Origin of the sequence: Streptococcus sp. HMSC077F03 (genome assembly GCF_001812375.1) — a bacterium.
GTDB classification, from domain to species: Bacteria; Bacillota; Bacilli; order Lactobacillales; family Streptococcaceae; genus Streptococcus; species Streptococcus oralis_S.
Genome location: NZ_KV808797.1, coordinates 228,383 through 244,757, shown reverse-complemented (window position 1 = coordinate 244,757; position 16,375 = coordinate 228,383). Strand labels below are relative to the sequence as shown.

The 16,375-nt window shown below is 39.8% G+C and carries 10 protein-coding genes; all 10 read left to right on the top strand.

The annotated features are described in order from the left end of the window. Window positions 1–67: 67 nt before the first annotated feature. Window positions 68–2,701 carry a DEAD/DEAH box helicase family protein gene (locus HMPREF2853_RS08380; protein ID WP_070535775.1) on the top strand — a complete coding sequence of 878 codons (2,634 nt, stop codon included), beginning with the start codon at window positions 68–70 and terminating at the stop codon, window positions 2,699–2,701. A gap of 51 nt (window positions 2,702–2,752) precedes the next feature. Beyond that, complete coding sequence (locus tag HMPREF2853_RS08375) at window positions 2,753–3,916, top strand: AbiH family protein (RefSeq protein WP_070535772.1); 1,164 nt, start codon at window positions 2,753–2,755, stop codon at window positions 3,914–3,916. A 106-nt stretch (window positions 3,917–4,022) separates the two neighbouring features. Next, the gene (locus tag HMPREF2853_RS08370; protein WP_070535769.1) at window positions 4,023–5,591 is read left to right on the top strand and encodes a type I restriction-modification system subunit M; all 1,569 of its coding nucleotides are present in this window, start codon (window positions 4,023–4,025) and stop codon (window positions 5,589–5,591) included. Continuing rightward, complete coding sequence (locus HMPREF2853_RS08365; protein ID WP_070535766.1) at window positions 5,584–6,588, top strand: virulence RhuM family protein; 1,005 nt, start codon at window positions 5,584–5,586, stop codon at window positions 6,586–6,588. The genes HMPREF2853_RS08370 and HMPREF2853_RS08365 overlap by 8 nt, the downstream gene beginning before the upstream one ends. Beyond that, the gene (locus HMPREF2853_RS08360) at window positions 6,588–8,405 is read left to right on the top strand and encodes a restriction endonuclease subunit S (protein WP_070535763.1); all 1,818 of its coding nucleotides are present in this window, start codon (window positions 6,588–6,590) and stop codon (window positions 8,403–8,405) included. Before HMPREF2853_RS08365 ends, HMPREF2853_RS08360 begins: the two co-directional genes overlap by 1 nt. Before the next feature lie 56 nt (window positions 8,406–8,461). Further along, entirely contained in the window at window positions 8,462–11,506 is a 3,045-nt protein-coding gene (locus HMPREF2853_RS08355; protein WP_070535760.1) for a type I restriction endonuclease subunit R, read from the top strand. Window positions 11,507–11,641: 135 nt separating this feature from the next. Then, window positions 11,642–12,046 (top strand): YbgA family protein, encoded by a 405-nt coding sequence (locus HMPREF2853_RS08350; RefSeq protein ID WP_061587391.1) that lies wholly within the window; start codon window positions 11,642–11,644, stop codon window positions 12,044–12,046. Further along, a complete protein-coding gene (locus HMPREF2853_RS08345; protein WP_070535757.1) occupies window positions 12,030–12,392 on the top strand; it encodes a TIGR02328 family protein in 363 nt (120 codons plus the stop codon). The genes HMPREF2853_RS08350 and HMPREF2853_RS08345 overlap by 17 nt, the downstream gene beginning before the upstream one ends. Window positions 12,393–12,636: 244 nt before the next feature. Then, window positions 12,637–14,886, top strand: a complete 2,250-nt coding sequence (gene metE / locus HMPREF2853_RS08340; protein ID WP_070535754.1) for a 5-methyltetrahydropteroyltriglutamate--homocysteine S-methyltransferase — start codon at window positions 12,637–12,639, stop codon at window positions 14,884–14,886. 94 nt (window positions 14,887–14,980) lie between these two features. Further along, complete coding sequence (gene metF / locus HMPREF2853_RS08335) at window positions 14,981–15,847, top strand: methylenetetrahydrofolate reductase [NAD(P)H] (RefSeq protein WP_002881487.1); 867 nt, start codon at window positions 14,981–14,983, stop codon at window positions 15,845–15,847. Window positions 15,848–16,375: the final 528 nt, after the last annotated feature.

Sequence of the window (16,375 nt, the reverse complement as noted above, 5' to 3'; positions counted from 1 at the left end):
ATCTGACTGGAGAAATAAGTGTGGTAAAATGAGAATAAGAAAATGATGGTATAGAATGAGGAGTATCATGTTAGGTTTAAACTTTAAAGGAAGCTGGCGCCAATATCAAAAACAGGTCTTGGATCGTTTTCAGGACTATCAAGCAGACGGTCATGTTCATCTAGTGGCTGCTCCAGGGTCCGGCAAGACCACCATTGGTATCGAGCTAATCGCTCGTTTTGGCAATCCAGCCCTTGTCTTGGTTCCAACTGTCACCATTCGTGAACAATGGGTGGACAGGATTCAAACAGCCTTTTTAGAGAACGAACAGAAGATTTCAGATCTCGTTTCCCAAAACTTAAAGGAGATGAAAGCATTAACGATTGTGACCTATCAGGCTTTTCATAGTGCTATGAACCAACTTCAATCACAAGAAGATGGAGAAGCAGAGGATTTTGTGGGATTTGATTTGCTTGCAAGTCTAAGAACTCAGAAAGTTGCGACTCTTTGCTTGGACGAATGCCACCACCTGCGCAATGAATGGTGGAAAAGTCTGGAAGCCTTTCGCAAGCAGTATGGACCGCTGAAACTCATCTCCTTGACAGCGACACCACCTTATGACAGCGATCCTGAACTCTGGGAACGCTATATCCGTATGTGTGGGGAAATCGACCAAGAAATCACGGTACCTGAACTAGTCAAGGAAGACACTCTTTGCCCTCATCAGGATTTTGTCTATATGTGTTCACCAACAGCTGAAGAGGCGGAACGTCTCAAACGGTTTGAGGAGACTAAGTGGGACTATATTCACCACCTTATAGTCGATCCTGATTTTCAAACATTTGTAGCAGGGTCTAAGGTCCTCAAAGGGGATATTTCATCTGATTTGCTCTTAGAAGATCCCAAGTATTTGTCCGCTATGTTGATTTATATGCATTCTCAGGGGTTAACGATTCCTCCCTCTTTGCAAAATTTACTGGGAACCCAGAAGCTTCCAGCATTGACCTCCTACTGGCTGGAGACGCTGTTGCAGAGCATACTCTATCATACACCAGATTGGTATGAGGATCCAGATGGATATAGGAAAAAGTTAGAGGCTGACTTGAAGGCGCGTGGGTTGGTGGAAAAACGTCAGGTTTATCTGGTTAAGTCTAAGGCTTCTGACCAGCTTTTAACCCAATCTCTGGGGAAGTTGTCTGCCATTGCCGATATCTTCTTGACGGAGTATGAGAGTCTAGGTCAGGAACTAAGACAGTTAGTACTAGCTGACTATATTCGCAAGGATTTTGCCACCTATCTGGGAGATAATCAGGCAACCATTTCTCAGTTGGGGGTTCTCCCTTATTTTGAAAGCATTCGTCGAAAATCTCAGGAGCAAGAGATCCCTGTGTCTTTGGCTGTCTTGTCGGGTAGTGTCGTTATTTTGCCTACCGATGTGGCAGCAGAGTTGAAGGAGTTCTTGCCTCAGGTTCCTCTTAGTTTCTCATCTATTGGTCACTTGGATCCAAAAGATTATGTGCAGGTTGGTTTTCCGAGCTCAGCTAAGGGAATCGTAGCGGCAGTGACGGAGCTTTTTCAACGAGGGCGGATTCAAGTCCTAGTCGGAACCAAATCTCTCCTCGGAGAGGGTTGGGATGCTCCTTGTGTCAATTCCCTAATCCTCGGAAGCTTTGTGGGGAGCTTTATGTTGAGTAACCAGATGCGCGGGCGTGCCATTCGTATCTGGCCGGGACATCCAGAGAAGACCAGCAACATCTGGCATCTGGTAGCCGTTCAAGCGCAAGCACTTATCACTCTTCCTGGTGAGGAGCCTAGACCAGAGAGCAATCAGGATCTGCAGACCTTGTCGCGACGGATGGAGCATTTTCTTGGATTGGCTTATAATCAGGAGAGTATTGAGACTGGTTTGGATCGTTTGGATTTTCCAAAGCCCCCTTTTAAGAAAAAGCAAATTAGTGAGTACAATGAGCGAGTTAAGAGTCTCTCCAAGGATCGAGCAGGCTTGCGCAAAAAATGGCAAGATGCTCTTATCGTAGCGGATCAGCTCGAGATAGTTACAGAAGTCGCGACTCAAAAACAGAAGGTCCCAGTCATGCTCTTGCTTGATGCTTTAAAATGGGTTCGCATGTCATTGCTCTTGTTGGCAGTAGATTTGTTAGTCTTGCTATTTAGACTGAGACTGATTGGTGTTTGGTGGCTTACAGCAGTCTGTCTCCTCTTTTTGGTCTTTGCATCTTGGCGCTACCTCCGCTATAAGAGTCCCTATAAACGTTTGCAATCTCTGGGTGAGCAGATCCGAAAGGCTCTGCTAGATTCGGGGCATCTAACGGATGATCAATCCCGTGTTCAGGTAGAGGAGGACAAGGAAAATTATATGGTTTTCGCCTATCTCAAGGGAGGAAGCATGAGGGACAAGGAGCTGTTTGCGCAGACTGTGGGAGAGTTCTTTGCTCCAGTGGATAACCAGCGTTATCTCTTGAAGGCAGAGAAAGTCCGACAAGGTCAGTCACCTTACTATGCCGTGCCTAGTCTTTTTGACAAGCGCAAGGAAGAAGCACAGAAATTCCTCGACTTTCTGACGCCGACTATCGGACGCTATCACCTCGTCTATACACGAACAGAGGCAGGAAGGAAAACCCTTCTCGAAGCTCGTATCAAAGCTCTCTCTAACAAAAACGACCGTATCTTGACTAAGAAGAAGGTTAAAAGTCAGTTGGAGTAGGGGCGGTAAAATATTACCGCTCTAGAAAATAAAAAAGCAAAGGGAGAAAATATGGCAGATACTATTCTAATCCTGGGTAATGGTTTTGATATTGCTATGGATCGAAAAACAAAGTATACAGATTTTATTGACTTTGAAAAACAATTATTTTCTAATCCAGATGAGGAGTTACTGGAGTTTCTAAAAGTTAAAAATATAAGGATTGAGAAATATAAGGATAATTTGTATTTGAAATTTATTAATGAGAATAAAGATACCCTTGGGGATAATTGGTCTAATCTTGAAACCATGATTTCTCAACTTGCAGATGCAATAATGTATTTTAAGGAGAAGAGTGATTTGCTATTTCAAATTGCTCCTGCAAATCAATTTTGGGTACTTGAAGATAAATTAGTAAGTGAAAATAATTATAGTTCAAAAGTATTTGTTGCAAGAAGCTTTATTTCCTTTTATAAAGAGGAAGACTGGAGTTCTTTAGAAAGAGAAGTTGCACTTGAAAAATTTAATAATGAATTTATCAGGCAACTTGATTTATTAATTGAACTTTTAGAAATCTATCTGTCTTATTTGGACTTTCTTGATTTTGGAGTTAGGAGCATTAAATCCAAACCAACAGCCTTGGATGCAATACCTGATTTATCATATACCTATGTATTAAATTTTAATTATACTAATACTTCGAGATATCTATTTAAGACTTATGAGAAACTAACTCATTTTATACATGGCCGAATTGATTTAGATAGAACCTTCAGTGGAATTAATACTATGGTCTTTGGAATTGAAGATAAAGAAAGTGATGTTAACAGTGATTTGATTCCTTACCAAAAGTATTATCAAAGAGTTGTTAAAGAAACTGGTAATAAGTTTGAAGAAGTTTTTATTATTCCAATTTATATTGGAAAAAATACGCCTTTTGTAGGTTGGACTGATTCTACGGAAGTTTTACCTTCAAAGAACATTGTTGTTTTTGGTCATTCAGTAGATCCGTTAGATAAAGAGATTTTTCAAAAATGTTTTGAACTAGCAGAGAAAGGTGAGTATCTATATCGGTTTATTTTCACTTATTTTGATGAACCAGCTAAACGTTCGATTATAAAGAATCTCGTAATCATTCTTGGGAAGGAAAAACTGATAGAGTTAACAGGTAAACGGAATATTGTATTCGTAAAGAGTGATGATAAGGATGGTATGGAAGAAGTTCTACTACCTTAATAAAGTTAAGAATAGTTTATAGCCCACTCGTCCTCCCTAGGTCGAGTGGTTTTTCTTGAAATATGATAAAATAGAAAAGATAATACATTAATTAAGGAAAGTAAAAATGGCAAGTAAAGAAAATGCAGAACGCAAGGAGCTGCATCGTAAAATTTGGGCGATTGCGGACGATGTGCGTGGAGCTGTAGATGGTTGGGATTTTAAGCAATATATCCTAGGAATTCTGTTCTATCGTTTTATTTCAGAGCACATGGCAGACTATTTTGACCGTGCGGAGCATGAGGCTGGGGACTTAGAATTCCGTTATGCTGACATAAGTGACCAAGAAGCTGAGCAAGATTTCAAACCAGGTACAGTTGAGGATAAGGGATTCTTTATCCTTCCGAGTCAACTCTTTGAAAATGTGGTCAAGAATGCCTCGCAAAATGAAAACTTAAACGAAGAATTGGCCAATATTTTCCAAGCTATTGAGAAGTCAGCGATTGGTTTCAAATCAGAGGATGATATCAAAGGTTTGTTTGATAACTTGGATACCCGAAGCAACATCCTTGGTGGAAGCGTTCCAGAAAAAAATAAACGCCTTTCTGATATTCTTAATGGTATCAATAGTATTAACTTTGGAAACTTTGAGGAAAATGACATTGATGCCTTTGGAGATGCCTATGAGTTCTTGATTTCTAACTATGCCAGTAATGCAGGAAAAAGCGGGGGTGAATTTTTCACACCTCAGACGGTTTCTAAATTACTAGCTCGCCTAGTCATGGTTGGAAAAGACAAGATTAACAAGGTCTATGACCCAACATGTGGATCAGGCTCCCTCTTGCTCCAGATGAAAAAACAATACGAAGACCATATCCTAGAGGATGGTTTCTTTGGTCAGGAAATCAATATGACCAACTACAACTTGGCTCGTATGAATATGTTCTTGCACAATATCAACTACAATAACTTTGACATTAAGCGAGGAGACACCCTTTTAAATCCTCAGCATTTAGAAGAAAAGCCATTTGATGCTATCGTTTCTAACCCTCCGTATTCTGTCAAATGGGTGGGTGATGGAGACCCAACTCTGATAAACGATGACCGTTTCGCTCCTGCAGGGAAACTAGCACCCAAGTCAAAAGCTGATTTTGCCTTTATCATGCATAGTCTTAACCACTTGTCTAATAAAGGTAGGGCAGCAATTGTTTGTTTCCCGGGCATTTTCTATCGTGGTGGTGCTGAAAAGACCATTCGTCAGTATCTGGTAGATAACAACTTTGTTGAAGCGGTTATTGCCCTTCCAGATAATCTCTTCTTTGGCACTTCTATCGCAACTACGATTTTAGTTCTGGCGAAGAATAAACTAGAAAACAAAACCCTCTTTATTGATGCGAGTAAAGAGTTCAAAAAAGAGACAAATAACAATGTTTTAACAGATAGCAATATTGAGCATATTGTTGAATTGTTCGCTAATTATCAAAGTGTAGACTATAAAGCAGCTCTTATTGATAATGATGTGATTGGTTCAGAGCAGGATTACAATCTATCTGTGTCAACTTATGTCGAACAAGAAGACACACGTGAGAAGATTGATATAGATGTGCTCAATAAAGAAATCGCTGAGACTGTTGCCAAGATCGACCACTTGCGTGCAGAGATAGATAAGATTGTAGAGGAATTGAGCCATGGCTAATGATGTGATTCTCTATAGAACTGATGACGGGGAGTCCGCTATTGAACTCCACTTGGATAATGGAACGGTCTGGCTGACCCAACAAGAACTAGCTGAGCTCTTTCAGACTTCCAAGCAAAACATTAGTAAACATATCAAGGCTATCTTTGAAGATGGTGAATTGGATGAAACAGTGGTTGTCAACTATCAGTTGACAACCACTCGTCACGGTGCAATAGCTGGTAAAACTCAGTCAAAAAAAGTCGCCTACTATAATCTCGATATGATTTTAGCGATTGGTTATCGTGTGCGCTCCCCTCGTGGAATCCAGTTCAGACACTATGCTTCGACAGTCTTAAAAGAGTATCTGATCAAAGGCTTCGCTATGGATGATGAGCGCTTGAAAAACTTGGGTGGAGGCTCTTACTTTAAAGAACTCCTGGAAAGAATCCGAGACATTCGCTCAAGTGAAAAAGTCTTTTACCGTCAAGTTTTAGATCTTTTCGCGACATCAAGTGATTACAATGCAAACTCACCAGAGGCAAAGAAATTCTTTGCGACGGTGCAAAACAAGATGCATTATGCCATTCACCACAATACTGCCAGTGAACTCATTTATAACCGTGTTGATAGTGAAAAGGAGTTTATGGGCTTGACCACTTTTAAGGGAGATCTCCCTACTCTATCTGAAGCAAAAGTTGCCAAGAACTATCTGACAGAAAAGGAACTCCGTGGGCTTAATCAGCTTGTATCAGGATATCTAGACTTTGCTGAAAGACAGGCAGAGCGAGAGGAAGTCATGACTATGGCGGACTGGGTGATGCATGTGGATCGTATCCTTCAGGCTACTGGGGAAGACTTGCTAGCTAACAGTGGTTTGATCTCTCGTGAACAGATGAAGCAGAAGGTAGATAAGGAATATAAGAGCTACCAAGCCAAGACCCTCAGTCAAGTTGAAAAAGATTACCTCAAGGAAATCAAAAGCATTGAAAATCTAGCCAAGGAAGGAGGTAAGTGATGAATATCCTAGAAGAAATCCAGAACTGTCCCGTTGAGTGGAAAGAGTTAGGGGAAGTAGTAGATTATGAACAACCAACCAAATATATTGTATCAAGTAAAGCTTATACTGACAGTAATGAAATTCCTGTTTTAACTGCGGGACAATCATTTATTTTAGGCTATACAAATGAAAAAACCGGTATTTATCAAGCTAGCAAAACCAATCCTGTTATCATTTTTGATGATTTTACTACATCAAAACAATGGGTAGATTTTAAATTTAAAGTAAAATCATCCGCAATGAAAATGTTAACGATAAAAGATGAATTTGAAAACGAAGTTTTATTACGCTATGCATGGCATTATTTGGGTACAATAACTTATAAACCGGATCAACATGGTAGACAATGGATTGGAACTTATTCAAAGTTTCTCATTCCAATCCCTCCTCTAGAAATTCAAGAAAAAATAGTGCAAACACTTGACAAATTCACCGATTATGTTACAGAATTGACCTCAGAATTGACCTCAGAATTGACCTCACGTAAAAAGCAATATTCTTTTTATCGAGATAAACTGTTATCTTTTGAGGATGAAGTCTATCATGTTGAGTGGAAGACACTTGATGCAGTTTCTGAACAAACAAGTAATATTTCTTGGAATAAAATTGGAGATGATGAAAAATTTAAATATATAGATTTATCATCAGTAGATAGAGTTTCTAATAAGATTATTGAGACTACATCAATAACTAAATTAACTGCTCCAAGTAGAGCTCAAAAGATTGTCAAATCAAATGATATTATCTTAGGGACGACAAGGCCAACTTTGAAACGTTTTACGAAAATTACAGATAACTACAATGACCAGATTTGTAGTACAGGATTTTACGTTTTTAGAACAAATGGTGAGGTTTTATCGAACTATATATATCATATATTTTCATCAAGTAAATTTTATAAATACTTGGAGGAAAATCAGAGTGGGACAAGTTATCCAGCGATATCTGATGCTTTAGTAAAGAAGTATAAAATTCCAGTCCCTTCCCTCGAAATTCAATCTCGCATTGTTCAAGTTCTAGATAACTTTGATACGGTTTGTCATGATCTCAACATCGGACTTCCCAAGGAGGTTGAACTTCGTCAAAAACAGTACGAATATTTCCGAGAAAAACTCTTGACATTCGTCGCCGAAGGCGAGTACACTGAGAGTAGAGTAGAGGAGTGGGACAACTCCGCTATTATCAAACTTTTACAGTGGGTATTTGGCCCAATTCGGGTGAAGTTGGGAGCAGTTGCAGAATATAGTCAGAAGAGGATTAGTGTGACAGATTTAACTCCTGAAACTTATGTTGGAGTTGATAATTTGTTGCAAGATAGAAAAGGGAAAACAGTTGCTACATTTTTACCTGATCAAGGAAGTGTTACAACCTATAATCAGGGTGATATACTGATTGGTAATATCAGACCTTATCTCAAAAAAATTTGGTTTTCGAATCAAGTTGGTGGGACAAGTGGAGATGTCTTGACAGTTCACAATTCTATAATCTCTTGTATGGAAAACAAATATTTATATTATATTTTGTCAGACGATCGATTCTTTTATTATAATGTGCAATATTCAAAAGGTTCTAAGATGCCCCGAGGAGATAAGCAAGCTATTATGCAATATAAGTTTATCTTACCGCCCCTTTCCGAACAAGTAAGAATCGTCTCCACTCTTGATAATTTTAACACCTTAACCAACTCTCTTTCTGAGGGCCTTCCAAAGGAAATTGAACTAAGACAGAAACAGTATGAATACTGGAGAGAACAATTATTAAACTTTACTAGATAAATTCTTTAATCATTATGAGATAGGATCTCAATTAAAACAAAAAAAGGAAGCATGCTATGGTTGACTATTCAAAAATACATGAAGTAATTGCGGAAACAAATGAAGGGATTCTCTTGGCTGAGTATCAACCAGAGTATCGTACGGATAGAGAATATCAGACAGAGGCTGATTTAGAAAATCAGTTAATTTCTGATTTGGTGAATCATCTCAACTATGAACGCTTAAATATTCATACACCTGAAGAGCTCTTAGCAAATGCAAAGGTGCAAATAGAAAAACTCAATAAGGTGACTTTTACGAATGCTGAGTGGGATCGCTTTGTAGTAGAGTATCTGGATTGTCCCAATGAAGGATTAGTTGAAAAAACTCGAAAAATCCAAGAGAATTATATCTATGATTTTGTCTTTGATGATGGACGAATTAAAAATATTTTCATCCTTGATAAGAAAAACATTCATAACAACAGCATGCAGGTCATCAACCAAGTGACCCAAGTGGGTAGCCATACCAACCGTTATGATGTCACGATTTTAGTGAATGGTCTTCCATTAGTTCAGATTGAATTAAAGAGACGAGGAGTTCGTCTGCAAGAAGCCTTTAATCAGCTTCACCGTTATAGTAAGGAAAGTTTCAATAGCGAGAATTCTTTGTATAAGTATATTCAGATTTTTGTTATTTCTAATGGTACTTATACACGCTATTTTGCCAATACAACGGCTCAAAATAAAAATCATTATGAGTTCACTTGTGAATGGGCAGACCGCAAAAATAAAACAATTCACGACCTGGAAGACTTTGCTGTTACCTTTTTGAGCAAACGAGTTCTTTTAGAAGTTTTGACCAAGTATTGTGTCTTTGATGCTGATAATACCTTGCTCATCATGCGCCCTTATCAGATAGCTGCAACAGAGAGTATTTTACGAAAGATTCATTCCACAAATGAAATGAAGAATTTCGGTACGATTAATGCTTGTGGCTATATCTGGCATACGACGGGTTCTGGGAAAACTTTGACCAGCTTTAAGACCGCTCGTTTAGCAACAGAGTTGGACTATATTGATAAAGTGATATTTGTGGTGGATAGAAAAGACCTAGATTATCAAACCATGAAGGAATATCAAAAATTCCAGCCAAATTCAGTCAATGGTAGCAACAATACCAAAGAACTCCAACGAAGTATCGAAGAAAATGATGATCGAATCATTGTCACGACTATTCAGAAGTTAAATAAATTTATAACAGCAAATCCAAATCATGAAATCTACAGTAAGAAATGTGTCTTGATTTTTGACGAGTGCCATCGCTCCCAGTTTGGAAAGGCGCAAAAGCGTATCAAAAAAGCTTTTAAACAGTATGCTTTATTTGGATTTACAGGTACTCCGATTTTCCCAGAAAATAGCTTAACAGGAGAAACAACACAAGAGGTTTTTGGAGAGCAACTTCATAACTACGTTATAACAGATGCTATTCGAGATAAAAAAGTGTTGAAGTTCAAAGTCGACTATAACTATATCAAGCCTGAAATAAACAAGTATAGAGAAGCTGAAAAAGCAGTTGGTCAAGAGATTGATGAGAAGAAACTCAAAAAGATGGAGAAGGAGCTCCTATTGCATCCAGAACGGATAGCAACCATTACAGAGTACCTGTTGAGAGTTTATAATGACAAGACGCATCAGAGTAAATATTACACTCATAAACAAAAAAAGATGCAAGGTTTTAATGCTATGTTGGCTGTACAAAGTATTGAAGCAGCAAAATTATACTATGAAGAACTCCAGCGACAACAGGCAACTCTACCAGAAGTTAAGCGTTTGAAGGTCGCTACTATCTTTAGCTTTGCGCCTAACGAAGAACAGTCAGCTTATGGAGAGATTCAAGATGAAGAGCTAGACCCTCAAGATACAGCTATGTCTCTATCTTCTAAAGAGTTTCTGGCTAAGGCAATCTACGACTATAATCAAATGTTCAAGACGAACTTTTCGACAGATGGTAAAGAGTTTCAAAATTACTATCGAGACCTTTCTAAACGAGTTAAGTCTAAGGAAGTGGATTTATTGATTGTAGTGGGAATGTTCTTGACGGGATTTGATGCGCCGACCATGAATACTCTCTTTGTCGATAAAAACCTACGTTATCATGGTTTGATTCAGGCTTTTTCGAGAACCAATCGAATTTTTAACGAGGTCAAACCCTTTGGAAATATTGTTTGTTTCCGTGATTTAGAAAAGGCTACGCAAGAAGCTATTAAGACTTTTGGAGACACAAATAAGCTTGAAATCATCTTAGAAAAAAGCTTTAGTGAATACATGGATGGTTTCGTTGACCAAGTAACAGGTATTGAGGTCAAAGGCTATACTGCGGTTTGTCAGGAAATTCTGGAAAAATTCCCAAAGCCGCAAGAGATTGAAACAGAGCACGATAAAAAAGAGTTTGTTAAGTTATTTGGTGAGTTGTTGAAACTTGATAATGTTCTTCGAAATTATGATGAATTCCAAGAAATTGACAAACCAATTTCAGAAGGTTATCTTCAGGATTTAAGAAGTGCCTATGTGGAAATTCGAGATGAGTTTTTGAACCTTAAAAACTATGAAAAGACTAAGGATTTGGATGTTGACCTTTCAGATGTCGAATTTGAAATTGAGTTACTAAAAACTGATGAGATTAACCTAGACTATATTCTGGCATTGATTGTTGAAAAATCGAAGAATTCTGAGTCTAAAGAAGTAATGAAAGCAGAAGTTAGTCGTGTGATTCGTTCTAGTATCGATATTCGTGCCAAAGAAGAGTTGGTTATTGGATTTATCAATGACACCGATTTGCAAAAATTGAAAGACCATGATGGGATTATCCATGCTTTCTACGAATATGGCAAGGAGCGCAAGAAAATCGCGATTCAAGACCTAGCTGAGGCTGAGAAACTTGTAGATGACTATCAATTGTTTATCGACAAATCAATTCAACGAGGTTATGCTGAAAATAGTGGGACTGATTTGGATTCGATTATTCCACCAACTTCTCGTAGACAGGGAGCGCGTGAACGGAAAAAACAAGAAGTTTTACGTAAGATTCAGTTGTTAGTAGAGACTTATTCAGGTATTTAAGAGGTTGTCGAACAAGATTTATTAGAAAAATCAGACTCTACAAAAAATACTATTTATCCGCTCATATTCCGCTCATTTTTTAGATACAACTTTGTTTCCATATTTCCTGGAAACTGATAAAAAGCAAGGAGAAACATGGAACAAACTAATCAAAAATCCCACTGTCAACAACTCTGGGCTAGAAACAAATACCTCGTTTTGAGCCATTCTAGCAATATTTACAATGAGATTCGCCAATATCTCAAGAATGAAGTGGTGGAGGTCAACCATGTTCAAAAACTGATTGACCGTGCCTGTCAAATCCCAGAACACAGAGGTCAGGTTTGCAATGCCTTTCAGCATATTTGGGGCTATTTTAAAAAGAAAGCGACTGATGCTGAGCGCAAAGACTATATGCTCCTGCTGGATCGCTACCGCTTTGGTCAGGCTTCTAAGGAAGACTTGATTTCTAAGACTCGAGAGTTGCTGGAACGCTATCCCAATACCTACTTGCAACATTCGACTTTACTGAAAGGAGACTCCCATGAGACTTTGGCATGAGGATTTGATTTCACAACTTCCTCGTCCTCAGCTCCTAGGGCAACACCGAGAGTGCTGCGCCCTGCGTGGCAATGGTTGGGGGAGAAAGCATGCGACGGTTAACTATGTCTTTACCCACTCGCCCTATCATCTCTATGCCTATCATCGCTTGATCATGAAGGAGATGGCTGACCGTGGCTACAATGTCAGTCCAGAGTGGCTGGATAAGGACTACCGTGGCAAAATTTGCCCTCCCTATGAAGACTTGCCTGAGGAGAAGTTGGACAATCCCGTCTACAGTGAGCATGATGCAGGATACTATGAGGAGTGCCTGGCTAATCTCCGAGAGAAGGGGATCAACCTATAGTCTTTTCTAATAGCATGCCATAGTCACTGATGAGAATCGTCAATAGCTCGTTTGAGCATTCCAACTAAAATACAGCCACAAAACAAGTAAAACAAAGGATTTGAGACACTGGTCTCAAGTCTTTTTCTTTTGTTCGAAAAAGTGATATAGTTTCAAACTATATCAAAGCCTAATTTTTTACAATTATACAGGCGCTTTCTTTTCTGTTAAGATAGTTTCAACAACAAATTTTGGAGGACACATCATGTCAACTACGATCATCGGTTTCCCTCGTTTGGGCGAATTCCGCGAATTAAAATTTACAACTGAAAAATACTTTAGAAAAGAAATCTCAGAAGAAGAACTCCTTGCAGCGGCTAAAGAATTGCGTGCAAAACACTGGAACATCGTCAAAGAAAAAGGCATCACTGAAATCCCATCAAACGACTTTTCTCACTATGACAACTTCCTAGATGCTGCTTTCCTCTTCAACGTGGTGCCAGCTTCTGTTCAAAACTTGGACTTGTCTGACCTTGAGCGTTACTTTGCTTTGGCGCGTGGTTACCAAGGTGAAAAAGGGGATGTTCGTGCACTTCCGATGAAGAAATGGTTCAACACCAACTACCACTACATCGTGCCTAAATTTGAAAAAGACACTCAAGTTAAACTTGCAGCTCACAAGATCTTTGATGAGTTCCAAGAAGCAAAAGAACTTGGTCTTAACACTCGTCCTGTCCTTGTAGGTCCATTTACTTTCCTTCAATTGTCAGACTTTGAAGAAGGCGTGAAAGCAGAAGACTTCGTAGACAGCTTAGTGGCTGCTTACCAAGAAGTTTTTGCTAAATTGGCGGAGCTTGGTGCAACTCGCATCCAACTCGACGAAGCAGCTCTTGTCAAAGATTTGACAGCTGAAGAAAAAGCTCTCTTCTTGAACCTCTACAACAAACTCTTGGCTGATAAAAAAGGTCTTGAAGTCTTGCTTCAAACTTACTTCGGTGACGTTCGTGACGTTTATGCTGACCTTGTAAAATTGCCAGTAGATGCTATCGGTCTTGACTTCGTTGAAGGTAAGAAAACGCTTGAACTTGTGAAAGGTGGTTTCCCAGCTGACAAGACTCTCTATGCTGGTATCGTCAATGGTAAGAACATCTGGCGCAATAATTACGAAAAGAGCTTGGCTGTTCTTGAGCAAATTCCAGCTGAAAACATTGTCTTGACAAGCTCATGCTCACTTCTTCATGTGCCATTTACAACCGCTAATGAAGAATTTGAACCAGCTATCTTGAACCACTTTGCCTTTGCAGTTGAAAAATTGGATGAGATCCGTGATTTGGATGCTATCCGCAACGGTCAAGGTGAACAAGCTCTTGCAGCAAACAAAGAACTCTTTGCGACTGAGCGTGTGGGTGAAAATACTGAACTTCGTGCCCGTATTGCTGGCTTGACAGACGCAGACTACACTCGTTTGCCAGCCTTTGCAGAACGTGAAGCGATCCAAGAAGAAACTTTCAAACTTCCAGCACTTCCAACAACAACCATCGGTTCATTCCCTCAAACTAAGGAAGTTCGTGCTAAACGTTTGGCCTTCCGTAAGGGTGAGTTGTCAGCAGAAGACTATGACAAGTTCTTGGCAGAGCAAATCGACGAATGGATCAAATGGCAAGAAGAAGTTGGATTTGACGTGCTTGTTCACGGTGAATTTGAGCGTAATGACATGGTTGAGTACTTCGGCCAAAACTTGTCAGGTTACCTCTTCTCTAAGAATGGTTGGGTACAATCATACGGTATGCGTGGGGTGAAACCACCAATCATTTGGGGCGATGTCACTCGTCTCAACCCAATCACTGTCAAATGGTCTAGCTACGCACAAAGCCGTACTGACAAACCTGTTAAAGGGATGTTGACTGGTCCTGTTACCATCCTTAACTGGTCATTCCCACGCGAAGACATCTCTATCAAGGATTCAACTCTTCAAATCGCTCTTGCTATCAAGGATGAAGTTCTTGACCTTGAAGCTGCTGGCGTGAAGATTATCCAAATCGATGAGGCTGCTCTCCGTGAGAAATTGCCACTCCGTCGTAGCGACTGGTACGAAGACTACCTTGACTGGGCTATTCCAGCCTTCCGCTTGGTACACTCAACAGTAGCGCCAGATACTCAAATCCACACTCACATGTGTTACTCAGAATTTACAGATATCATCCCAGCTATCGACAACATGGATGCGGACGTTATTTCCTTTGAAGCAAGCCGTTCAAACCTTGAAATCTTGGACGAACTCAAAGCGAAAAACTTCCAAACAGAAGTGGGACCTGGGGTTTACGATATCCACTCACCTCGTGTGCCAAATGAAGGCGAAATCGACCACACAATCGATGCTATCCTTGCCAAAGTACCAAGCAAGAAAGTTTGGATCAACCCTGACTGTGGTTTGAAAACACGTGGTATTCCAGAAACAAAAGAAAGCTTGATCCGCCTTGTCGAAGCAGCAAAAGCTGCGCGTGAGAAATTGTAAGATAAGATTTCTCTCGTGACACTGACTGATCAAGGAACTGCTTGGCCCAAGCTGGCTCAGCAATCATGAAATCAAAAAGAAAAGGATAATGACTATGTCACGCCAAACTCCGTCACTTTCATTTGAAGTGTTCCCTCCAAACCCAGCTGTGGGTAATGATAAAATTATTTCAGCCTTGCAGGATATGCGGGAGCTGACACCGCACTTTATCAGTGTGACTGCCAGCAATAATAAATTTAATATCAAGGAAACAACGGTTCGTTTGGCTGACTTTATCCAGAATGATTTGGCGATTCCAACTATTGCCCACTTGCCAGCTATCTATCTGACCAAGGACAAAGTTGCTGAAACCATTGCAGACTTGGATAAGGTTGGGGTACAGAAAATCTTGGCCCTGCGTGGGGATATTATCCCTGATGTGGAACCACAAAAGGATTTCCGCTACGCAACGGACTTGATCGAGTTCATCAAGGAACAAGCCCCTCACTTTGATATTATTGGTGCTTGCTACCCAGAGGGGCACCCTGACTCTCCAAACCAAATCTCGGATATTCAAAATCTCAAGAAGAAAGTGGATGCAGGCTGTTCAAGCCTTGTAACGCAACTTTTCTTTGACAATGAGCGCTTCTACGATTTCCAAGACAAGTGTACCTTGGCAGGGATTGATGTTCCTATTCATGCGGGGATCATGCCCATTCTTAACCGTAACCAAGCGCTTCGTCTCTTGAAGACTTGTGAGAATATCCGCCTTCCACGCAAATTCAAAGCCATCTTAGACAAGTATGAGCATGACCCTGAGTCGCTCAGAGCAGCAGGACTTGCCTATGCAGTGGACCAGATCGTGGACTTGGTCACTCAGGATGTTGCTGGTGTGCATCTCTACACCATGAACAATGCTGAAACAGCCAAATACATCCACCAAGCAACCCATGCCTTGTTTAATCATCAGTCTTTAGGATAATAAAAAGCAAACCATTCTTCTCAGGTGAGGGGAATGGTTCCTTTTTAATAGAAAAGCCCGTACTTTTTAAGAAAAATATGATAAAATAGACTCTGTACGTACTTGATACAAAGATGAGGGTATTTAAGCTATAGAAATTTTTATTAAAACCTGATAATAGGTGTCTATAAAAAGATATTTCACGCTATAGTGGTATCTTAGATGATAACAATGTTATTATCTAAAACGGGATTTTTGAGACATTTGGCTCAAAAATTAGGGATGAAATTCCGAAGGAAGTTGCTCCCGTCCGCACTATTCCAGTGAAATATCAAAAAAACTACTTAATTGAATTTTGGTCTCATTTCTTAGGAAAAAAGATAAGCTTCCTAGCACTCATCGAGTGCGGCGTCACCTTCCTATTTTTCTACAGAAATGTTCGGCAAGCCGAACCGTCCAAAATATCTTGAGTAATTGAACACGCCTACAACTCTGTGGAAAAAGATAAACTGTCTTTTCTTCATCGAAGACTTCGCCAGTTTCCTATTT